Genomic DNA, 21,877 nt, shown 5'->3' on the forward strand with positions numbered 1-21,877 from the left:
TTTTCGTGCAATTGTAACAAATCTATATAAAAAGCTAATTAATCTTTTTAAATTTCTTTATATTTAAAAATCATTTAGCTAAAATCAACAAAAAACTAATTTATTAAGGTGTCAAATGAATATGTTTAAAAACATTGCAAGAAGATACGCTGACGGAAATTTGATCGTTCAAATTTTAGTTGGTATCGTCCTAGGTGCCCTAGTTGGCTTTTACACACACTATCAGGCAGCCCCTTACAACCAAATCTCAGCTAAAATTCAAACCATTCAAAAAGAGAGTGGCTTAAGCGTAGATGAAGTCATAAAAACTCGTCTTAGCCAAGATGAAGCAAAACAACTTGATGAGGCTAAAGAAAAGGCTAGTTCGGCTGATTCTATCGCTGCTTCAGCCTCAGTTTTAGGAGATTTGTTTAAAGGCGCTCTAAAAGCGATCGCACCTATTCTTGTATTTGTTTTAGTTGCAACCTCTATCATTTTAAAAGATTTTGGTCATACAAAAGGCATGCAAAAGATCATCACACTCTACCTCGTTGGCACTTTTTTAGCAGCTGTTGTGGCAGTCATTGCTAGCTTTTTATTTCCTATCGAGATACCGCTAAAAGGTCTGCAAAGCGCTGATATGTCTGCCCCACAAGGCATCACAAACGTATTAAAAGATCTTATCTATAAAATGGTTGAAAATCCGATAACCGCCCTAGCAAATGGTAACTACATAGGCATTATCACATGGGCTATAGGTGGCGGCATCGCTATGAGATATGCTACACCTGAGACCAAAAAAGTATTTAAAGATATAAGCGACGGCGTAACTCATATCGTTAAATTTATCATTAGACTTGCTCCGTTTGGTATCTTTGGTATGGTTGCTATCAGCATTCATGACACTGGATTTGAGACACTTGCAGGATATCTCAAACTGATCTTGGTTCTTGTTGGAGCGATGCTTGTAGTGGCATTTATCGTCTATCCAGCGATGGTTTTTGCACTAACTAGGAAAAATCCTTATCCACTTGTGATGATCTGCTTAAAAGAGAGCGCGATCTCAGCGTTTTTTACAAGAAGCTCGGCTGCAAACATCCCTGTAAATATGGCGCTTTGCAAAAAACTAAACCTAAAAGAGGAGCTCTACTCGATCTCTATACCGCTAGGCGCTACCATAAACATGGGTGGTGCAGCAGTTACTATCAGTATCCTAGCGCTTACTGCGGTAAATTCTATCCCATCTATCACGGTTACATTTGGCGATGCACTACTTCTATGCTTCATCTCAGCCCTTGGCGCATGCGGCGCTTCAGGCGTGGCTGGCGGCTCACTACTTCTAGTGCCATTAGCGTGCGGACTTTTTGGCATCGGCAATGACATCGCTATGCAGTTTGTCACAGTTGGCTTTACTATAGGCGTCATCCAAGACTCAGTTGAAACTGCCCTAAATAGCGCATCTGACGTGCTTTTCACAGCGGTAGCCTCAGAGACTTCAGAATAATCCTCAGTAAAATTTCAGCTAAATTTTGGCTGAAATTTTACTTTTATCCATTTTTTTGTAAAATATCCCAAAAATTTAAAGGACGATAATGCAAATTTGGGATCTAAAAGCACTTTTTGCAAACGAAAAAGAGTGCGAGCAAAATGCACTAAATTTACAAAAAGAGTGCGAGAAATTTAAAGATAAATACCTTGAAATTTATGAAAATTTAAAAACAGACGAGTTTTTAAAAGCATTTTCTGAATATGAAAGCTTGATAGCTAAAATTTCAAAGGTAATGACCTACGCTTTTTTAAATTTTGCCAAAGATACAAGCAAGGGCGCATTTTACGCAAAGATCGATGAGATCGCGACAAAAGCAAATGAAAATTTAATATTTTTTGAGATCAAATTTAATGAATTTAGCCCTAAAAAACAAGAAGAGATCATCAAAAGCTCTAAAAAATATGGCTACTATCTAAGCAATCTCGCCAAAGCAAAGCCGCACCAACTTAGCGTTGCCGAAGAGAGAGTGCTACTTCGCACGGCAAGCACCGGAGCCGAGGGCTTTTCAAGGCTTTTTGATGAGAGCATGAGCAAGATGAGGTTTAAATTTAAAGGCGAGCTTTTAAATGAAGAGGAAATTTTAGCCAAGCTTCATGAGAGCGACCAAAGCGTGCGAAAACTAGCAGCAAAAAGCCTCTCAAATGAGCTTAGCAAACACAAGCACCTGCTAGGCTATATATATAATATGATAAAAACTGATCTAAAAACGAGCTGCGAGCTGCGAAATTTCAAGCTTCCTGAAGAGCCAAGACACCTTGAAAATCAAATCAGTAAAAAAAGCGTCGATTCACTCATCGCTGTAACTGAGAAAAATTTTGACTTGGTCTCTAAATTTTACGAGCGCAAAAGAGAAATTTTAGGCCTTAAAAAGCTTTATGACTACGATAGATACGCACCTCTTAGTAGCGAAGGCGAGTATAAATTTGATGAATGCAAAAAGATAGTTTTAAAGGCATTTTCAAATTTCTCAAGCGAATTTGGCAAGATCGCAAAAAGTGCATTTAGTGACGGCTGGATCGACGTTTATCCAGCACCAAACAAGCGAGGTGGGGCATTTTCACACTCTGGATCAAGCGACACGCACCCTTATGTTTTGCTAAATCACACAAACCAGCGAAGAGACCTTTTCACGCTTGGCCACGAGCTTGGCCACGCTGTTCATCAAAAGCTCTCATATAACGTAAGCTACCTAAACTCAGACACTCCGCTAACCACGGCTGAGACGGCTTCAGTCTTTTGCGAGATGCTAGTTTTTGACCACGTAAAAGACGGCCTTAGCAAAAAAGAGAAAATTTCACTGCTTGCTGGCAAGATCGAGGATATATTTGCCACGCTTTACCGCCAGATAAATTTCACCACCTTTGAGCGCGCCGTGCACGCACATGAGGGCGAGATCAGCCTAGATGAGCTAAATAAAATTTGGCTAAGAGAGAGCAAAAAGATGTTTGGCAAAAGTGTCACACTAAATGACTACTATAAAATTTGGTGGAGCTACATCCCGCACTTCATCCACACGCCATTTTACTGCTACGCTTACTCTTACGCGCAGCTTCTTGTGCTTGCACTTTTTGGGCTTTACAAAAGCGGCAAATGCGAAAATTTTGTTGAAATTTACACCGAGTTTTTGAGCCTTGGTGGGAGCCTTAGCCCAAGGGAGCTTGTTGGTAAATTTGGCTTTGATATAGATGATAAAAATTTCTGGCAGATAGGCATAAACGAGGTCAAAAAACTAGTAGATGAGTTTTTAGAAATTTCAAAGGATTAAGATGTTAGACGAAATTTTAGACGATGAGAAATTTGCGCTTTTGATGAAGATGCACGTCTATGAGTGCATTGATTTTTTACTTGAAAAGGGGCTAAATTTCTCAGTTATGGCAAATTTACCGCTAGTTAGCTTTGAGCCTAGCTTACCAGATGAGATAAGTGGCAGCTTTAGCATGCCAGTCATTATGTTCTCACTTGGTGGCTACACGCTTGAAAGTGCTAGGCTAACGCAAGATGAGCTTAGCTTTGAGGCTGGCTTTGGCAGTGAAAATTTCGCCTCAGTGGTATCATTTCCACTTGGCGCGGTAGTTCAAATTTTGGTTGAAAATAGCCCGATCCTTGTAAATTTCTCCATTTATAAGCCAAAAGAGAAGCAAGTCGATCACGCTAAAAAATCAGCCTCAGTCTTTTTGCAAAACCCAAAAAATAAAGATATATTTAAGAAAAGATAGTAATTTTAAGCATTTTTGGCTAAAATCAAAAGAAAATTTAAAAAGCGAAAAATGGAAAATTTACTATCAAATTTAAACGAAGCCCAGCGCGAAGCAGCCACCCACATAGATGGTGCGATGCTCATATTAGCAGGAGCTGGCAGTGGCAAGACAAAGACTATCACGACTAGGCTTGCCTATCTCATCGGCGAGGTCGGCATAGACGCGGCAAACACACTAACTCTTACATTTACAAACAAAGCCGCCAACGAGATGCGTAGCAGAGCCATGGCGATGCTAAGCCAAAGCGGCAAAAACTACTCGCCGCTTCTTTGCACATTTCACAAATTTGGACTTTTGTTTTTAAAGCTCTACATAGAAAAGCTTGGTAGAAAAAACAACTTCGTCATAATCGACACAGACGATAAAAAACGCATCATCAAAAGCTTTGAAAGTCCAGTCGCCACGGCGATTTTGTCAAGTGAAATTTCAAACTACAAAAACTCGCTTTTAAGCGTTGAAGAGGTCTATAAAAACGCAAATTTTTCATCTTTTGATAAAAGCAAAGATAACTTTTATAAGCAAGCAGCGCAAATTTATGAAAAATATGAGGACTATTTAAAGGCAAACAACCTTGTTGATTTTGACGATTTGCTAGGGCTTACATATAAAATTTTAGACGAAAACGAAGATCTTGCTAGAGAAATTTCAAACCGCTACAAATACATAATGGTCGATGAGTATCAAGACACAAACGATCTTCAGTATAAGCTCCTAAAAAAACTCTGTCTATGCCACGAAAACATCTGCGTGGTGGGCGATGATGACCAGAGTATCTACGGCTGGCGTGGTGCAAAGATAGATAATATCTTAAATTTCAAAGATCAATTTAACAACGTAAAGATCATCAGACTTGAGAAAAACTACCGCTCGAGCGAGGCGATACTAAAGGCTGCAAACGAGCTGATAGATCATAACCGCAACCGCCTTGGCAAGAAGCTTGTGGGCACAAAAGGCGAAGGCGAAGCTGTAAATTTGATAGAGAGTTTTGATGAGAGCGTCGAGGCTGGCAAGATCGCAAAAAATATAAAAGAGCTTTTAAGCAAAGGCGTGCAGGCAAAAGATATCGCCATCTTATACCGCATAAACGCACTCTCTCGCTCGCTCGAAGATGGGCTAAACAAAGAGCAGATCGCCTATAAAATGGTTGGCGGAGTTAAATTTTACGAAAGAGCCGAGATCAAAGATATCATAAGCTACTTAAGACTGATAAACAATCCAAATGATGATTTTTCAATAAGACGCATCATTAATCGCCCAAAGCGAGGACTAGGCAAAGTGAGCCTTGATAAGCTTGAAAAGATGGCCTTTGAGGGTAAAATTTCTATTTTTGAAGCGATCTCAAATATATCTGATAATGACGAAGCCTTTAGCAAAAAGATAAAATCAGCCCTTCTTGAGTTTGCAAACAACCTAAAAGAGCTTCAAGAAAGCAGCTCGGTTTTTGACCTCATAGATAAATTTGAAGCTAAATTTGGCGTGAAAAAATACTACGAGAGCCTGCCAGATGGAGCTGAAAGAGCGGCAAACATCGACGAGTTTTACGCTGTTTTAAAAGATCAGATCAAGCAAAATCCAAGCTTTGATCTGGAGGAGTTTTTAAACGAGATCACGCTAACAAGCGAGCAAGACGGCATCAGTGACGAGGCTATTAGTATCATGAGCGTGCATGCGAGCAAGGGGCTTGAGTTTGAGCACCTTTTTGTGATCGGCCTTGAAGAGGGATTTTTCCCGCTCATTGGCGACGGCAGCGACATCGAAGAGGAACGCAGGCTCGCTTATGTGGCGATAACAAGAGCCAAAAGGACACTTAGTCTAAGCTTTGCAAATTCGCGCTTTTACAAAGGTCAGCGCACAAGGTTAAATAAGAGTAGATTTTTAAGCGAGAGCGGTATCACACATGGCTCGCTAGTCATCGAACAGAGCAATGAATTTAAAAAAGGCGACCTTGTTAAACATAAAATTTTTGGTATCGGCAGGGTGAGCGCGGTTAGCAAGATTAAAAAAGAGTTTAAACTGACTATAAATTTTGGTGGCAATGTAAGAGAGATAATGTCAAGCTTCGTGGAAAAGGCCGTATGAACGCCATTTTCGTAGCAAACAAGCCTGCTGGCATGAGCTCAAACCACTTTTTAGGGCGACTAAAGAGAAAATATGGCGTTAAAAAGGCTGGATTTTCAGGCACGCTTGATCCATTTGCGAGTGGCTGTCTGATAGTCGCTTTTGGCTCGTATACGAAATTTTTTAGATTTTTAGACAAAAGCCCAAAAGTATATGAGGCGACGATCTGGCTTGGGGCGAGCAGTCCAAGCATGGATAATGAAAATATCACTGAAATTTCAAATGTAAAAGAGCTAAATTTAGAAAAACTTGAAACCATTAGAGCCGAGCTAACAGGCAAGATAAGCTACATACCGCCTAAATTTAGCGCCAAACATGTAAATGGCACAAGAGCCTACAAGCTAGCTAGAAGCGGCGAAGAATTTGAGCTAAAACCAGAGATAATGGAAATTTATGAGAGCCAAATTTTAAATTATTCGCACCCTTTTTTAACAATTCGTTTAAGTGTAAGCGAGGGGAGTTACATCCGCTCTTATGCAGAAATTTTTGGGCAAAAAGTTGGTTATAATGTAACTTTAAGCTCATTAAAGAGGGTAAGCGAGGGTAAATTTCGCTATGAAAATGAAAAATTTTTAAATATTTGCAATTTTTTAAATATTGAGCAAAACACGTATTTTGGGGATATTAACAACATACTTGACGGCAAGAAATTAAAAATTAACGATTTTGAAACACAAACACAAGGAATTTATTTGCTAAATTATGATAAATTTATGAGCGTAATCCAAATCATGGATGATACTATAAATTACACTTTAAACAAGGTAGAAAAATGTTAATCTTAGCAAGAAAAGAAAACGAAGAAATTTTACTAGGCAACGACATAAAAGTCGTCGTAGTAAGTATCTCAAAAAGCACCGTTAAGCTTGGTATCGAGGCCCCGCGCAACACAATGATACTAAGAAGCGAGCTGGCAAACGATATCAAAAACGAAAATATCCACGCCACCAAAAAAGCAAGCGAAGCCGATATCCACGAGCTTGCGAAAAAAATCGAGAAATGAAAAGCTTTGCAAAGATCAACGTCTTTTTGAAGGTAGTTGGCACCAGAGGCAACTACCACGAAATTTTGTCACGTTTTGTTCTTTGCGAGCAGCTTTTTGATGAAATTTATTTTGAGAGGTCAAATTCCTTTTCTATCGAATGCGACAACAAAGAGATAAAAGAAAACATCATCCAAAAAGCGATAGACGAGCTAAAAAGAGCTGGCTTTTCAAACGAGCTAGATGAGTTTTTTAGCTCTCATAAAATCATCATCAACAAACAAATCCCAATAGGTGCTGGTCTAGGAGGAGGCAGTTCAAACGCTGCCACCTTTTTACTTATGGTAAATGACGAGCTAAATTTAAATATAAAACGCGAAAATTTGATGCAAATGGCCTCTAAAATCGGCGCGGATGTGGCCTTTTTTGTAAGCGGATATAGGGCAGCAAATGTGAGCGGCATAGGCGAGATCATAGAAGAATTTGACGATGAAGTGCCAAATTTAAATATTTTCACGCCAAATGTTTTTTGCTCCACACCGATGGTTTATCAAGAATTTAGAAGCAATTTCTTACAATACATAGACGTTAATGCTGCAAAAAAGATGCAAAATTTAAAGAGCAAAGAGCTACTTGAAATTTATAAAAACGAGGAGCTAAACGATCTTTTTGTCCCATGCTTTAAGCTCTATCCACAGATGAACGAGTTTAGGGATAAATTTCTAAGCGGCAGCGGCAGTAGCGTATTTAGCGTAAAATAAAAGGTAAAATTTTGATAAAAGATCTAGCAAAAAACAAGAAAGCTTTGCATGACTTTAGCATACTTGAGACCTTTGAGGCTGGCATCGTTTTAAAAGGCAGCGAGGTCAAGGCTCTAAGGGCTGGCAGAGCAAATTTAAAAGATAGCTTTGTGCGCGTCATAAAGGGTGAGCTTTTTTTACTAAATGCCCATATCAGCTATCTTGAGACTACACACAGCGCATTTCGTCCAAATGAGCGAGCAGCCAGAAAACTTTTGATGCACAGAAAGCAGATCGATAAAATTTTCGGTCAAGTCTCACAAGATGGGCTTACTTTGGTTGTTTTAGCGCTCTATCTAAGCGATAAAAATATCGTAAAAGCAAGGCTAGCTCTTGCAAAAGGTAAAAATTTACACGACAAGCGCGAAACTTTAAAGAGGCGCGAGGCAGACAAAGAGGCAAGAGCTGCCATAAAAAGATATGTTTAAGGAATAAAATGAAAAATTTAGTTGTAGTTATCATTGCACTTTTTGCATTTTTTGGTTGCGGGGAAGAGGAAAGCAGCAGGGCTGCATTTAAAGAATTTAGTCCAAACGAAGAAGTTGTTTTAAAAGATGTAAGCGGCAAAGAGCTTACTTTAGTGCGTAAAAATGGCGGTTTTACTATCAAAAATGACGAAAACAAGGTATTGATGATAGACATTTTTGGTACATTTTGCCCACCTTGCCAAAAAGAAGCCCCTGAGCTTACAAAATATCAAGTTGAAAACAAAGATAAATTTACGCTTATAGGTCTTACTCATTTTGAAAATGTCACAGATGAGTATGTTTTAAATGAATTTCTGCAAAAATTTCACGCTTACTACTTCATCACAAATAACCAAAAGATAAATGATAGATTAGTCGAGCAGATCGTGCGTGACATAGAGTATAAGCATGAGATATCACTCCCTTTTAAAGTCGTGCTAAAAAATGGCGAATACCAAATTTTAACAGACGTTGATAGCGGAAAATACGGCGTTAAATACTATCTAGGCGGCATAAAAGTCACAAAAATGAAAGAAGATCTGGCAAAAATTTATGAAACAAAGTAAATTTGCCTTATATTTGGAACATCATTTGCTTATAAAAATGTGAAAATTTATAAGGATTTTATATGTTTGTTTTAGAAAAATCAAAATCTAGCCCCCTTGTTGAGTCCGCTCTTGCAGGCAGAGAGCTACGCCAAAAGCTCATCTCTGGCAACCTTGCAAATGTTGATACACCATTTTACAAGGCTAGAGATGTAAGATTTGAAGATGTTTTAAGAGAAAAAGCAAATGAAATTTACAACGTTTCAAAGAGCAAGAAACTAAATTTAGCTAAAACAAACGAAGCGCACATGGCTGCGGTTGATTTTCCAAAAAGCGATACAGCTCAAATTTTCTTGCGTGATGGTCACATGGCTAGAAATGACGCAAACACGGTTGATCTTGATGTTGAGACAACAGAAATGGGCAAAAACACAGTTATGATAAACGCTCTTGATGGCGCATACAAGGCTCAGGGCAATATCTTTAAAAGCGTAATAGACGCAAGTGCTAAGAACTAGGAGAGATGATGCCATATTTAAATGATTTTGATATTAGCGGATATGGACTAAGCGCACAACGCTTCAGGATGAACGTCATCAGCTCAAACATCGCAAACGCTCAAACCACAAGAACAGCTGAAGGCGGCCCTTACAGAAGACAAGAGGTGATCTTTAAAGAGATGAACTTTGATAAAATTTTAAACGATCAACTTAAAAACTCACAAAGTCTGCTCGAGTATGAAAATCCACTCGATGATCCAAGCTCACCTAAAAACGCTCACCCTGCCCTAACTAGCGTGATCGTGGATAAAGTGGTGCGCGATGATAAGGATTTTCAACTAAAATACGACCCTAGCCACCCAGATGCAAATGCAAATGGCTACGTCGCATTTCCAAATATAAACCCAGTCATCGAGATGGCTGACTTGCTTGAGGCGACAAGGGCTTATCAAGCAAATGTAGCGTCATTTCAAAACGCAAAAACAATAGCACAAAGTGCGATATCACTTATTTCAGGACAAGCATAATGATAAATAGTATAAATTTAGATAAGTTAAATAAAAGCGAAAATTCAAGCAAAATAGCAAAAGCTGGCGAAGAAGGCGGCTTTGAAAACGCATTAAACGACTCTTTAAAAGAGCTAAACAAGGTTCAAATAAACGCTGATAAAGCCATCGCAGACCTCGCAACTGGCGAGGTAAAAGACCTGCACCAAGCAGCTATCGCGATAGGCAAAGCAGAGACTAGCATGAAGCTCATGCTAGAAATTCGCAACAAAGCGCTAAGCGCATACAAAGAAATTTCAAGAACGCAAATTTAAGCCATTGAATGAATTCCAGAAAATCAAAAATAACCATACTTTTTTTATTAATCTCTTTTGGAATTTCAATCTTCGTGCTCGTGATCTTTTACAGAGCGAGTATCGAAAGAAAGCTTCCTAAGCTTCAAACAAGCGATATCAACACCGCGATCCGTGGCAACATCGTCACAAAAGATGGCTTTAGCATCTCATCAAGCCAAAAGCTCTACAAAGTGATGCTTGATACTAGAAATATCGACCCAAACAAAAAAGAGATGTTTATCAAGCTCTACTCACTTTATAGCGGCGACGATCCAAACAAAGTAAGAAAGATCATAAACGGCACAAAAGGCCTTGTCACGCTCTCTTACAGCATCGACGCAAAGGGCGCTACCTATCTTCAGGAGCTTTCAAGAAAGCTAAACCGCAAGGGCATCTTAATCTCTTATCTTGACCCAAAAACTGGACTTGCCTCTTTTCAGGGCATGCGCGTGATGGAAAGCGGTCAAAACCGCAAATTTATGTCAAAAGACGCTCTTACGCCTGCCATTGGTTACGTGAGTAAAACAGAGAGCGACGCACTTACCAAAAGTAAAGGCGTAAAAGGGCTTGAGAGATACTACGAGGACTATCTAGCTCCGATACAAAACGCCAAAATCCTTGGCCCGCGCGATATCGGCAACAATATAATCTTAACCAGCGACTCAAATTTAGCAACAAGGGTCGATGGCTACAACGCAGTGCTCTCTATACCGCTTAAATTTCAGACCAAACTAGAGCAAATCTTAGATGAAAAGCGCGAATTTCTAGACGCAAAAGAGCTTGTCATCTGCATAATGAACAGCAAAAATGGCGAAATTCTAGCCCTAGCTTCTAGCTCAAGATATGATCCTTCAAATATAAGAAAACAAGACTATGGTGCACTAAATTCGACTGCGAGCGAGTACGCGTATGAGGTTGGCTCAGTTTTTAAGCCATTTATCTTTGCCATACTGCTTCAAGAAAAAAAGGTCAATCCTTTTGAGCTCGTAAACACATACAACGGCCGATATCAGCTTGGCAAAAGGATCATCAAGGACACTCACCCAGAGCCATTTATGAGCGCTGAAGACGTCATCGTACACAGCTCAAACATCGGTATGATCCAGCTAGTAGAACGCCTAAATGGTCCGCAAATTTATCAAGGGCTTTTAAATTTTGGCTTTTCAAGAAAGACTGGCATCGATCTGCCATACGAGCAAGTAGGTATGATGCCAACGGTTACTAAACTAAACTCATCAACCTATAAGGCGACTGTTAGCTACGGATACGGCCTGCAAGCGACATTTATGCAGCTTTTAAAAGCTTATAACACCTTTAACAACAAAGGCATCGAGGTGACGCCACACATGGTGGCATATCTGGAGCGAAACGGTAAGCGCTACGATCTACCAAAAGCAGAGCCAGCACAGGTCATCTCGCAAGAGACCGCAAAGATAATGAAGAGAATTTTGATAAAAACAGTTGAAAAAGGTACTGGCTTAAAAGCATTTACGCCAGGTCTTGAGATAGGCGGTAAAACTGGCACCGCGCACATCGCTTCTGGCAAAGGCGGATATAGCAACACCTATAACGGCTCGTTTTTTGGCTTTGTAAACGACACAAGAGGCAACAGCTACACAATAGGCGTTTTGGCAAGAGACCCTAAAAAGCCTTACTACTACTTTGGTGCGCAAAGTGCGTTGCCGACATTTAAAAAGGCCGTTGATCTAATGGTTGAAGATGGCTATTTATTCCCAGATCCTAATGTCATAGCTGAGTTTGAAGCTAAAAAAGACAAGCTCAAAAACGATAAAGCAAAGCAAAAACCAGCTTTAGATTAAATTTAACTTCTAAGATATAAATATTAAATTTCAAATTTAGAGTTTAAAGTAGAAATTTGGATCTAGGCAAGTGGCCTAAATCCAAAATTTATGCAAGTCCAAGTTCATTTAAGACAGAGCTTAAATTTACAGAATTATTTGTATTTTTGCCAAGGCTATTTTGCTTCTCAAGTAGTGTTTGGCTCGTAAGTGCCATGTTTAGCTCTTTGCGGTAGTCACTTAAAATTTTATCCATGATTTTAAGTAGCTCATTTTTTTGATCCTGCGTTTTGGTCGGATCATTTATGCTTAAAAGCTCAGTTAGCTCCTCTTTTTTCTGAGCTATCTTCTCTTCTATCTTGTTTGAATTTAGCTCATTCATAAAGCCAGCAGCACCGATCTCTGTAAGCCTTTTCTTAAACTGTTCAAGCTTGTCTGAAACCTTTGCCTCGCTTGTGATCTTATCAAGCGTTAGACTTAAAATTTCATCAAAACTATTTTTTTTATCTTTAGCTTTGCCTGAACCTGACTGCAACAAATAATCGATAATATCGTTATTTTGAACCTTCATACATCTCCTTTTAAATTTGAGATGCTTTTTATAAGCAAGATTTATTCCTAAAGGCTAAATTCTCTAGCACTTTTTGACTTTTCTAGGATAAAACTAGCAAATTCATCACTAAAATTTGGACACTCTACCACTTTGTAAAAACTAAAGCTTAGCTCTTTTGCAAGCTTGGCATACTCGATAACTAGCTCAAAAATGGTCTCAGAGTTGTCTATACAAAAAGAGAGCGGATAGATAAGCGCTTTTTTATTTTCGCACTTTGCTAAAGCCTCATTTAGAGATGGCTCTAGCCATTTAACTGGGCCAAGACGCGACTGATAAGCAAGGCTCACATCTTTAAAATTTAGCCCCTGCTCTTTTAGCATTTTGCTTAAAATTTGAACATGTTCGTTTATGTGTTTTTCGTAGATATCGCCCTTTTCTATGATCTTGCGAGGCAAAGAGTGAGCTGAAAAGATGAGGCTAATATCGCTTATATCGGTATCATTTATCGCTTCACGGATGTGAGAGATAATGATCTTATTGTAAGCGTCATCATCATAAAATGGCTCGCAAAGTGAAATTTTAGCTTTTAGTTTAAGCTCCTCTTTTGCCTTTTTAAAATCAGCCAAGCTCGAAGTTATCGTAGTTTGTGAGTGATGAGGATAGAGCGGCAAAAGAACTATCTCATCAAAATCTTCATACTTTTTAAGCACATCTTTTACAAATGGCGAAGTGTAGTTCATCGCAAAATCAACCGCGTCAAATTCGCTTTTAAGGCTTGAAATTTTCTCACAAAGCTTAGCTGTAAGCTCGCAAAGTGGCGACTTTCCGCCTATTTGCTCGTAGTTGTGCTTCGCAGTTTTTAGCCTGCCTTTTGTGATCATGAAAGCTACAAATTTTCTTAAAAATTTATTTTTTATACCCAAAATATACGGGTCATTAAACATATTTGTTAAAAAAATTTCGACATCATCTAGGCTGTTTGCACCGCCCATATTTAAAAGCAAAAGAGCTTTTTTCATCAAAATAGTTCTCTTATCTTTATCGCATCATCAATGTTTGAAAGCTCGCTGCTTTCGCCACTTTGGCAAAGATCGTAAAAGGCCTCGTATTGCGCTTTTAGCTCGCTATTATTTGTATCTATCTTTAAATTCATCTGTCCATTTTCACTCACTTGATGAAGCTTGTGATCGATGAGATCGCCAAAATAGACGCCATTTTTCGCATTTACCTCTATCTTAAAGCGCTCCAGTGAGCCACAAAATGAGTCAGTGATATGCACTAGAATTTGATTTTTACTTTTAAAGCTTATCGCCACGTTATCGGCACTTTTGGCATTCGTCTTGTTTGTTTGAGTGTAGTAAAAGTCGCTAACTTCTGAATTTATGATATTTTTTGCTAGGTCGATGTCAGAAACTGAGAGCTCATTTATGATATTTCCGTCGCAAAGTGGCTTAAAATGTGCGATAGAAATGCTATAAATTTCTTCTTCTTTTAAAAGTGCTTTTTTAAGTGACAAGATAGTTGGATTAAAACGCTCAGAAATTCCCGTGCAAACCCTAGTTTTGTTTGTTTTAGCGGCATATTTTATCTCTTTAAGATCTGCGATACTTTTAAAAACTGGGCGTGAGATGAGGATATTTTGACAATATTTTGCACACTGGCAAAATGCCTCCACCATCTCCTCTCTTGGCGAGCAAAGCACGACTGCTTGAGGCTGGGCAACCTCTATAAATTCTTTAAAATCAGTATAAAAATCAGCTCTGCAAAACTCATCAACATTGTCTTTGTCAAAAATGCCACAAATTTCAAACTCGTTTGAGCGTCTAAGCTCTAAATAATGTTTTTTACCTGTGCTGCAATAGCCGATAATGCCGATTTTTAGCTTCACATTCACCCTTTAAAACTTTAGAAATTTTTAATTATTTTATTTACAAATCGCTTTTAAATAGATAAAACAAGAGATAGTTTTCAAAATATCACTATTTTTTCTCTTTTTAGAATTTCGCAAACGAATTTTGGCTAAAATCAAGCAAAATTTTAAAACTAACGAGGATAAAAATGCAAAATTTAGATATAAGAAAGGCATATCTTGATTTTTTTAAATCAAAAGGTCACGAAGTAGTAGCTTCTGCACCACTCGTGCCAAACGATGCAACACTACTTTTTACAAATGCTGGCATGGTACCATTTAAGAGCATTTTTACTGGCGAAGTGCCACGCCCAACGCCACCTATCCGCACCAGCTGTCAGACCTGCATAAGAGCTGGCGGAAAGCACAACGACCTTGATAACGTCGGCTATACAGCGCGCCACCACACATTTTTTGAGATGCTTGGAAATTTTAGCTTTGGCGAATACTTCAAAAAAGAGGCGATCGCCTACGCTTGGGAATTTGTCACAGAGGTGCTAAAACTACCAAAAGATAAGCTCTACGTCACAGTGCATGAGACTGATGATGAGGCGTTTGAAATTTGGAGCACTCACATCGCAAAAGAGAGAATTTACCGCTTTGGCGACCATGATAACTTCTGGCAGATGGGCGATACTGGACCATGTGGCCCTTGCAGTGAAATTTTTTACGATCAAGGCGCTGAGCACTTTAACACACCAGAAGACTACATGGGCGGCGATGGCGACAGATTTTTAGAAATTTGGAACCTCGTTTTCATGCAGTATGAAAGAAGTAGTGATGGCAAACTAAGCCCGCTACCAAAGCCAAGTATCGATACTGGCATGGGGCTTGAGCGTGTTACGGCTATTTTACAGGGTAAATTTAGCAACTACGACAGCTCACTTTTTATGCCGCTAATTAGCGAAGTAGCAAATCTTTGTGGCAAACCATACGTCTATGAAAGTGGAGCAAGCTACCGCGTCATAAGCGACCACATCCGCTCTGTCACATTTTTACTAGCTCAAGGCACGACATTTGACAAAGAAGGCCGTGGCTACGTCCTTCGTCGCATCTTACGCCGTGCGATCCGCCATGGATACCTGCTAGGCATAAAAGAGCCATTTATGTATAAACTTGTCGATAAAGTCTGCGAGCTCATGGGAGAGCACTACACCTATCTAAATGAGAAAAAAGCGGCTGTAAAAGAGCAGATCAAGCTTGAAGAAGAGAGATTTTTAGCGACTATCGCAAGCGGCCTTGAACTATTTGAGAGTGAGCTAAAAAATACAAAAGAGATTTTTAGCGGAGAGGCTGCGTTTAAGCTCTATGATACATTTGGCTTCCCACTTGACCTAACGGCTGATATGCTTAGAGAAAAGGGCTTAAAGGTCGATGAGGCAAAGTTTGATGAGCTTATGAGCGAGCAAAAAGCACGTGCAAAAGCTGCTTGGAAAGGCAGTGGAGATAAGAGCGCGAAGGGCGATTTTAAAGAGCTTTTAGAGAAATTTGGCGAAAACAAATTTGTAGGCTACGAGACATTTAAATCAAAAGGTAAAATTTTAGCCCTGCTTGATGAAGAGTTTAAAAACGTTGATAGTCTAGATGCTGGCAAAGAGGGCTGGGTGATGTTTGATACCACTCCGTTTTACGCTCAAAGTGGCGGCCAGTGCGGCGATAGCGGCAAGATAGCAGGCAAGGCAAATGTGCTTGATACTGAGAAATTCCACGGACTAAATTTATCTTTAGTAAAAACTAGCGCGGCACTAAAAGTTGGCGACGAAGTTGAGCTTGAAGTTAGCAGCGATAGAGCGGAGATCACACGTCACCACAGCGCTACACACTTGCTTCACGCAGCGCTTAGAGCAGTTGTGGGCACTCATATCGCTCAAGCTGGCTCAAACGTCGAGGCAGACAGGCTAAGATTTGACTTCTCGCATCCAAAAGCGCTAAGCGGCGAGGAAATTTCTAAGGTTGAAAATTTAGTAAATGAGTGGATCGTAAATGGCGCAAATGCAAAAACGCAGGTTATGGAGCTTGAAGAGGCCAAAAAAAGCGGGGCGATCGCGCTATTTAACGAAAAATATGCCGACAAAGTAAGAGTTGTAAGCTTTGGCGATGTGAGCAAAGAGCTTTGCGGCGGAACACACGTGAAAAATATCAATGAGATCGGATCGTTTTTCATCACAAAAGAGAGCGGCGTAAGTGCTGGCGTTAGGCGTATAGAGGCTGTTTGCTCAAGAGCTGCGCTAAATTTAGCAAGGTCATTTAGAGCTGAGCTTGAAGAGTTAAAAGAAGAGCTAAAGAGCGCCGAGCCACTAAATGCCGTCAAAAAGCTAAAAGGCGAGCTAAAAACGTTAAAAGATAAGCTAAAAAATGCTAAAAACTCTCACGCCCTAGCCTTTTTAAACGTAAATGATACTAAGCTTTGCGTAGCTAGTATCGATAGTGGTGACATAAAAACTTTGATAGATGAGTTTAAAAATGAGCATGAAAAGGCTGCGATCTTGCTAATTCAAGTTGATGAAGAGGGTAAAATTTCTCTTGCAGCTGGCGTGAAAAATGCTCCACTAAAAGCTGGTGCTTGGGTTAAATTTGCAGCGCAAATCCTTGGCGGCAATGGCGGTGGCAAAGACGACTTTGCAACAGCTGGCGGCAAAAACGCTCTAGCCATCGAAGATGCCATAAAAAGCTCACTTGAGTATGCAAGGCAAGCTTTAGAAAAATGATTCATCAAGAGATCGCTTTTTTTAAATTTGATCAACTAATCATCTTCTTGCACATTAGCTTCGTAGCTCTTTTTATAGGGCTACAAGCTGGTTTGGTGCTTGCTGGAAGCTATTTTATAAAAAATAAATTTGAAGATAAAGAGCGCTATCACATCTTGCTTCACATCATAAGACGCTTTGGACTAGCTATCTTTGCGCTAGTTCTTGGCATCGCACTAACTAGCCTGATAATGATCTTTTACTTTGATGATGGCAAAATGCAAAATCCGATGGCAAGTGCGATAGTAGCGACCAAATGGGCGATAGAGCTATTTTTACTCTTAAATTTAAGCTACATCTTTTATAGATACAAAAAGGCTTTAAAAACTCTAAGATCACACGAGATGATCGAGCTAAACGATAGCCTAATCGTCATCATCTACTACTTCACGCCGCTAAATTTACTAGCCTCGCTTGCGGCTGTCTATCTTGGCGTGAGCTATAGGGGCTTTTGATGATCACTCTTGCTTCTAGCTCGCCAACAAGGGCAAATTTATTAAAAAATGCTGGGATAGAATTTAAACAAATTTCTTGCAGCTTTGATGAGAGTATGATAGCAAAGAGCCTAAAACCAGAAATTTACGTCCAAAACGTCGTAAAAACTAAAAAAGAGCAGTTTTTAAAGGCAAATGGAAAGCTTACAAATTTACTCTTTGCAGATAGCTGCGTGGCTTGTGGGGATAAAATTTTAGGCAAGGCAAAGGATGAAAACGAAGCACTTGCTATGCTAAATTTACAAAGTGACAATGAGTGTAGCGTCTATACGGCGATGATATTTTTAGGCGAATTTGAGCTTATAAATGTGAGCAAGACCACATATAAATTTGCTAAATTTAGCGAGCAAGATCTAAAAAGCTACCTAGAAAGTGGCGAGTGGCGAGGCAAAGCTGGAGCCATGACGATAGAAAATTTTAATAAAAAATACATCATCTCCCAGCACGGCGAGACAAGCACGGCAATGGGGCTAAATTTAAAAATATTAAAGGCATTTTTATGAAATATATCTTGGCATTTATCTTTGTAGTTGCCGTCGCACTTGGTGGAGCGTTTTTATACTTTTATTCGCAGGTGAGATTTGACGCTTATACCATCATCGACTACAAGCCAAAGCTTGCGACACAAATTTTTGATAGAAACAACGAACTCATCGCAAATATCTTTGAAGAAAACAGAATTTACGTAAAGTATAACGACATCCCTCCACGTGTCATCGAAGCGCTCGTGGCTATCGAGGATACGAGCTACTTTGAGCATGGCGGTATCAACGTAGAAGCCATGGCAAGGGCGGCGATAAAGGATATCAAGGCTAGAAAGCTAGTAGAAGGCGCATCTACGCTAACTCAGCAACTCATAAAAAACCTAGCCCTAAGCCGCGAGAAGAAATTTACAAGAAAGATAAAAGAGGTCGTGCTTGCCATGAAGCTTGAAAGCGAGCTTAGCAAAGAGGACATCATCGAAAGATACCTAAATCACGTATATTTTGGGCACGGCTACTACGGCATAAAAACGGCTGCAGAGGGGTACTTTAGAAAAGAGTTAAATGAGCTAAGCATAAAAGAGATAGCGATGCTAGTTGGCATGCCAAAAGCGCCAAGTACCTATGACCCCACAAAGCACCTTGACCTCTCGCTTGGCCGCGCAAACAGGGTGCTTGAGAGGATGTATAGCATCGGCTGGATAAATGAGGATGAGTACCGCAAGGGCGTGCTTGAAGAGCCAGCAGTCTTTGACGATACGCTCACACGCAACAAAGCTCCTTACGTGGTCGATGAGATCATAAAAGAGGCTTCAAAGAAATTTGATGATATAAAAACTGGCGGTTACAAGATACAAAGCACAGTTGATCTAAACGTGCAAAAGATCGCTCAGGACGCTCTAGTCTATGGCTACAATGAAATTTTAAAAAGAGATAAAAAGGCAAATCCAGAGATGCTAAATGGTGCTATCGTCGTCACTCATCCACAAAGCGGACAAATTTTAGCTCTAATTGGCGGCATCGACTACGCAAAAAGTAGCTACAACCGCGCCACCCAGAGTAAGCGTCAGCCAGGATCAAGCATTAAGCCATTTATCTATCAAATAGCCCTTGATAGTGGCTACTCAGTCGTCTCTCAAGTAGCTGACATCGCTAGGACATTTGACATGGGTAATGGCAAAGAATGGACGCCAAAAAACTATAGCGGCGGCTTTCAGGGCTACATCACGATAAAATCAGCCTTAACCCAGTCTCGCAACCTCGCAACCATAAATTTACTAAACGATCTTGGTCTTAGCTCAGTTCGCAAACAGCTTACGGATATGGGCTTTAACGATATCCCTGAAAATTTATCAATCGCACTTGGAAGCTTTGGAATTTCACCACTTGACTTTGCAAAATTTTACTCGATGTTTCCAAACGATGGCGAAGTGGTCGAGCCTACACTCATTAAGCACATAGAAAATAGCTTTGGCGCGTCTATGGACTATGAGCCACAAAAGAAGCAGGTGCTAAAACCTGAGCAGGCATTTTTGATGACAACCTTGCTTCAAAATGTCGTAAATAACGGCACCGGACGCAACGCAAAGGTAAATGGCATCCAGATCGCTGGCAAAACTGGCACATCAAACAACAGCATCGATGCTTGGTTTTGCGGCTATTCGCCTGATATCGAGGCCATCATCTGGTACGGAAACGACGATAACAGCCCTATGAAAAAGGTCGAGGGTGGCAGCAGGACAGCGGCGCCTGTCTTTAAGAAATTTATGGAGGGCTATATCAAGCTCTACCCTACTCTAAGGCGTGCGTTTGAACAGCCTGATGGCGTCTATAAAGGATACTACAACGGCGCTGATGAGTACTACACAAACGACTCGCCGTTGCCGCAAAATACGCCAACAAATGACATCATTCAAGATCAAGAAAACGATGGATTATTATTTTAGGAGATAAGATGAAAAGATTAAAAATTTTACTTTGCCTAGCGCTTGCAAGCCTTGCGTATGGCGCTGATCTAAACACAGCTAGCAAGAGTGAGCTAATGAGCCTTGGGCTAAACAAAAGCCAGGCACTAAACGTCATAAAGTATAGAAAAGCTCATAAATTTACAAGTGTTGAGGAGCTTGAGAAGGTTCAAGGCATCGGCTTTAACGACATGCAAAAGGTCAAAGAAAAGCTTAGTGTAAAAGATAGCCAAAAGGCGAAAAAGACTGAGCCTGAAAAGAAGTCAAAAAGCAAGAAACTAAAAAGCAAGAAAAAGAAAAAATAATTCTTCTTTTATAAATTTCTAGCCATTTACATTTTAGCTCTATCATTACGCCCCTGAAAGAAGGTGGCTAGAAATGCTAAACATCGACAAAATAAGACATATAAGCTTTTTGTAATTTTTAATTTTATTTGTAGCTTATATGTTTTTCATAAACTACATATTTTTATTTAAGGGCGTATTTTTAGGATTTTTATCGGGCGACACTTTGTCTTTTTCTATACTGCTTTTTGCTCTACTTAGCATATTTTTTCTTTTGCTCTTTGCTGGAGTTTTTTGCATTTTGCTTGTACCATTTTTACTAAAACCTCTTGCTATCTTTCTCATCGCAATTAGCAGCATATCTGCTTACTTTATGCAAACTTACGGCGTCATTATAGATAAAGGCATGCTATTAAATGTCTTGCGTATATGTAGCGCTTGTAAAGATTAGCTATGGAGGTTTTAAAAGTGCGCTTAGATCAAGGGTAAAAATAGCCCTTAGCACTTTGGCAAGTGCAGCTATAATCTTTGCGCTCATGTCTAAAATTTTTATACCATTTTTTAAAGAGCTACAACGCCTCAAGCGTTTTACTCCCATACTATCCTATCTACTCTGGCATAAGATTAGCAAAGTCTTTGGCGCAAAAACCGCTCCCTTTTACCTACGTGGCAGATGACGCAACGCTCACAAACGATAAAAAGAAAATTTTAGTTTTGATAGTTGGCGAGACACAAAGAAGCAAAAACTACTCGCTAAATGGCTACGCTAAAAACGATACAAACAAATTTACCAAGCAAAAAGATGTAGTAAGTTTTACAAATTTCTACTCATGCGGAACTGCCACAGAGACTAGCGTGCCTTGTCTATTTTCAGACTTAAAGCGAGAAAATTTAGCAACCGCGAGGCTAAGGCTCGTGAAAATTTAGTTGATATCATCAATAAACTTGGCATAAAAACATACTTTTTTGGCAACAATAGCGGTGGCTGCGAAAAAAAATAGAAGTAGTGGTTTGCGACAATCTTGATCAAAACCACACCTCAGAGCACAGAGCAGCTGGCTTTGATGAAGTGATATTTGATGAGGCAAAAAAGGTCATAAAAGATGCAAATTCCACTACATTTATCGTGCTACATTTGCAAGGCTCACATGGCCCTATCTACTACAAAGGCTACCCAAGCAAATTTAAAGAATTTACCCCAACATGCGACACTGCCGAGCTAAACAAATGCACGCCAGATGAGATAGCAAACACCTATGACAACACCATTTTATATGAGGACTATCTACAAAGCGAGCTGATAAGCGCCCTTGAAGCAAGAAAAGATAAATTTGAAGTTGCCATGTTCTTTTTCTCAGATCACGGAGAGAGCCTAGGCGAAAATGGCATATATTTACACGGACTGCCTTACTCTATCGCTCCAGATGAGCAAAAACATATCCCAGCTATCATCTTTTCAAGCGATAGTGAGCTTTTAAAAAGACTAAAAACTAGAAAAGACGAAAGTCTTTCGCATGATTTTATCTTTAGCTCAGTTCTTGGATATTTTGGGGTAAAAACTAAGGCTTACGAGCCAGAATTTGATATTTTTAAGAAGTAAATTTAA

At 39.7% G+C, this 21,877-nt stretch carries 25 protein-coding genes; 21 read left to right on the forward strand and 4 right to left on the reverse strand.

Features of this window, described 5'->3' with window-relative positions; translation table 11 throughout:
• The first annotated feature begins 115 nt into the window (after positions 1-115).
• From sstT to MTT09_RS07190, 13 genes are all read left to right on the forward strand, one after another.
• Positions 116-1,483, forward strand: a complete 1,368-nt coding sequence (sstT, locus tag MTT09_RS07130; protein WP_429803355.1) for a serine/threonine transporter SstT — start codon at positions 116-118, stop codon at positions 1,481-1,483.
• A gap of 88 nt (positions 1,484-1,571) precedes the next feature.
• Positions 1,572-3,293 carry a M3 family oligoendopeptidase gene (locus tag MTT09_RS07135; protein ID WP_429803356.1) on the forward strand — a complete coding sequence of 574 codons (1,722 nt, stop codon included), beginning with the start codon at positions 1,572-1,574 and terminating at the stop codon, positions 3,291-3,293.
• A gap of 1 nt (position 3,294) precedes the next feature.
• Positions 3,295-3,744 carry a hypothetical protein gene (locus tag MTT09_RS07140; RefSeq protein WP_009294069.1) on the forward strand — a complete coding sequence of 150 codons (450 nt, stop codon included), beginning with the start codon at positions 3,295-3,297 and terminating at the stop codon, positions 3,742-3,744.
• Positions 3,745-3,795: 51 nt separating this feature from the next.
• Entirely contained in the window at positions 3,796-5,865 is a 2,070-nt protein-coding gene (locus MTT09_RS07145) for an ATP-dependent helicase (protein ID WP_429803357.1), read from the forward strand.
• Entirely contained in the window at positions 5,862-6,683 is an 822-nt protein-coding gene (gene truB, locus MTT09_RS07150; protein WP_429803358.1) for a tRNA pseudouridine(55) synthase TruB, read from the forward strand. The genes MTT09_RS07145 and truB overlap by 4 nt, the downstream gene beginning before the upstream one ends.
• Positions 6,677-6,907, forward strand: coding sequence for a carbon storage regulator CsrA (csrA, locus tag MTT09_RS07155; protein ID WP_002941828.1), 231 nt, complete (start codon positions 6,677-6,679; stop codon positions 6,905-6,907). Before truB ends, csrA begins: the two co-directional genes overlap by 7 nt.
• On the forward strand, positions 6,904-7,647 hold the full coding sequence (locus tag MTT09_RS07160) for a 4-(cytidine 5'-diphospho)-2-C-methyl-D-erythritol kinase (RefSeq protein WP_429803359.1): 744 nt from the start codon (positions 6,904-6,906) through the stop codon (positions 7,645-7,647). The genes csrA and MTT09_RS07160 overlap by 4 nt, the downstream gene beginning before the upstream one ends.
• A gap of 14 nt (positions 7,648-7,661) precedes the next feature.
• Positions 7,662-8,114 (forward strand): SsrA-binding protein SmpB, encoded by a 453-nt coding sequence (gene smpB / locus MTT09_RS07165; RefSeq protein WP_035142320.1) that lies wholly within the window; start codon positions 7,662-7,664, stop codon positions 8,112-8,114.
• 8 nt (positions 8,115-8,122) lie between these two features.
• A complete protein-coding gene (locus MTT09_RS07170) occupies positions 8,123-8,719 on the forward strand; it encodes a TlpA disulfide reductase family protein (protein WP_429803360.1) in 597 nt (198 codons plus the stop codon).
• 62 nt (positions 8,720-8,781) lie between these two features.
• Positions 8,782-9,216, forward strand: a complete 435-nt coding sequence (gene flgB / locus MTT09_RS07175; protein ID WP_429803361.1) for a flagellar basal body rod protein FlgB — start codon at positions 8,782-8,784, stop codon at positions 9,214-9,216.
• A gap of 8 nt (positions 9,217-9,224) precedes the next feature.
• Complete coding sequence (gene flgC, locus MTT09_RS07180) at positions 9,225-9,725, forward strand: flagellar basal body rod protein FlgC (protein ID WP_149708685.1); 501 nt, start codon at positions 9,225-9,227, stop codon at positions 9,723-9,725.
• Positions 9,725-10,018, forward strand: a complete 294-nt coding sequence (gene fliE / locus MTT09_RS07185; RefSeq protein WP_021085514.1) for a flagellar hook-basal body complex protein FliE — start codon at positions 9,725-9,727, stop codon at positions 10,016-10,018. The genes flgC and fliE overlap by 1 nt, the downstream gene beginning before the upstream one ends.
• Before the next feature lie 8 nt (positions 10,019-10,026).
• Entirely contained in the window at positions 10,027-11,859 is a 1,833-nt protein-coding gene (locus tag MTT09_RS07190) for a peptidoglycan D,D-transpeptidase FtsI family protein (protein ID WP_429803362.1), read from the forward strand.
• A gap of 88 nt (positions 11,860-11,947) precedes the next feature.
• On the opposite strand, the gene MTT09_RS07195 is transcribed toward MTT09_RS07190, so the two are convergent.
• The 3 genes from MTT09_RS07195 to MTT09_RS07205 are packed head-to-tail and all read right to left on the reverse strand — an operon-like array spanning position 11,948 to position 14,279.
• Positions 11,948-12,409, reverse strand: a complete 462-nt coding sequence (locus MTT09_RS07195; RefSeq protein WP_429803363.1) for a hypothetical protein — start codon at positions 12,407-12,409, stop codon at positions 11,948-11,950.
• A 47-nt stretch (positions 12,410-12,456) separates the two neighbouring features.
• Entirely contained in the window at positions 12,457-13,410 is a 954-nt protein-coding gene (gene hemH / locus MTT09_RS07200) for a ferrochelatase (RefSeq protein WP_429803364.1), read from the reverse strand.
• Complete coding sequence (locus MTT09_RS07205; RefSeq protein ID WP_009294081.1) at positions 13,410-14,279, reverse strand: Gfo/Idh/MocA family protein; 870 nt, start codon at positions 14,277-14,279, stop codon at positions 13,410-13,412. Before MTT09_RS07205 ends, hemH begins: the two co-directional genes overlap by 1 nt.
• A gap of 170 nt (positions 14,280-14,449) precedes the next feature.
• Between MTT09_RS07205 and alaS the strand changes: the two genes are divergently transcribed.
• The 5 genes from alaS to MTT09_RS07230 are packed head-to-tail and all read left to right on the forward strand — an operon-like array spanning position 14,450 to position 20,292.
• On the forward strand, positions 14,450-17,008 hold the full coding sequence (alaS, locus tag MTT09_RS07210; protein ID WP_429803365.1) for an alanine--tRNA ligase: 2,559 nt from the start codon (positions 14,450-14,452) through the stop codon (positions 17,006-17,008).
• Positions 17,005-17,502: a 3-isopropylmalate dehydratase gene (locus MTT09_RS07215; RefSeq protein WP_103607660.1), complete on the forward strand. Its 498-nt coding sequence runs from the start codon at positions 17,005-17,007 to the stop codon at positions 17,500-17,502. The genes alaS and MTT09_RS07215 overlap by 4 nt, the downstream gene beginning before the upstream one ends.
• Positions 17,502-18,044: a septum formation inhibitor Maf gene (maf, locus tag MTT09_RS07220; RefSeq protein WP_429803366.1), complete on the forward strand. Its 543-nt coding sequence runs from the start codon at positions 17,502-17,504 to the stop codon at positions 18,042-18,044. Before MTT09_RS07215 ends, maf begins: the two co-directional genes overlap by 1 nt.
• Positions 18,041-19,969 (forward strand): transglycosylase domain-containing protein, encoded by a 1,929-nt coding sequence (locus tag MTT09_RS07225; protein ID WP_429803367.1) that lies wholly within the window; start codon positions 18,041-18,043, stop codon positions 19,967-19,969. Before maf ends, MTT09_RS07225 begins: the two co-directional genes overlap by 4 nt.
• 8 nt (positions 19,970-19,977) lie before the next feature.
• Positions 19,978-20,292, forward strand: a complete 315-nt coding sequence (locus MTT09_RS07230; RefSeq protein ID WP_429803368.1) for a helix-hairpin-helix domain-containing protein — start codon at positions 19,978-19,980, stop codon at positions 20,290-20,292.
• Between the two features lie 153 nt (positions 20,293-20,445).
• Here MTT09_RS07230 and MTT09_RS07235 read toward each other — a convergent pair whose 3' ends face one another.
• Positions 20,446-20,616 carry a hypothetical protein gene (locus MTT09_RS07235; protein WP_429803737.1) on the reverse strand — a complete coding sequence of 57 codons (171 nt, stop codon included), beginning with the start codon at positions 20,614-20,616 and terminating at the stop codon, positions 20,446-20,448.
• Between MTT09_RS07235 and MTT09_RS07240 the strand changes: the two genes are divergently transcribed.
• The 3 genes from MTT09_RS07240 to MTT09_RS07250 all read left to right on the forward strand — a co-directional run bounded on the left by MTT09_RS07240 (position 20,573) and on the right by MTT09_RS07250 (position 21,871).
• Entirely contained in the window at positions 20,573-20,722 is a 150-nt protein-coding gene (locus MTT09_RS07240) for a phosphoethanolamine transferase domain-containing protein (protein ID WP_429803724.1), read from the forward strand. The genes MTT09_RS07235 and MTT09_RS07240 overlap by 44 nt on opposite strands.
• Before the next feature lie 77 nt (positions 20,723-20,799).
• On the forward strand, positions 20,800-21,198 hold the full coding sequence (locus tag MTT09_RS07245) for a sulfatase-like hydrolase/transferase (RefSeq protein ID WP_429803369.1): 399 nt from the start codon (positions 20,800-20,802) through the stop codon (positions 21,196-21,198).
• A gap of 79 nt (positions 21,199-21,277) precedes the next feature.
• Positions 21,278-21,871 carry a phosphoethanolamine transferase gene (locus tag MTT09_RS07250; protein ID WP_429803370.1) on the forward strand — a complete coding sequence of 198 codons (594 nt, stop codon included), beginning with the start codon at positions 21,278-21,280 and terminating at the stop codon, positions 21,869-21,871.
• The last annotated feature ends 6 nt before the right edge of the window (positions 21,872-21,877 follow it).

The organism is Campylobacter concisus (assembly GCF_050447505.1).
Taxonomy (GTDB): Bacteria; Campylobacterota; Campylobacteria; order Campylobacterales; family Campylobacteraceae; genus Campylobacter_A; species Campylobacter_A concisus_BP.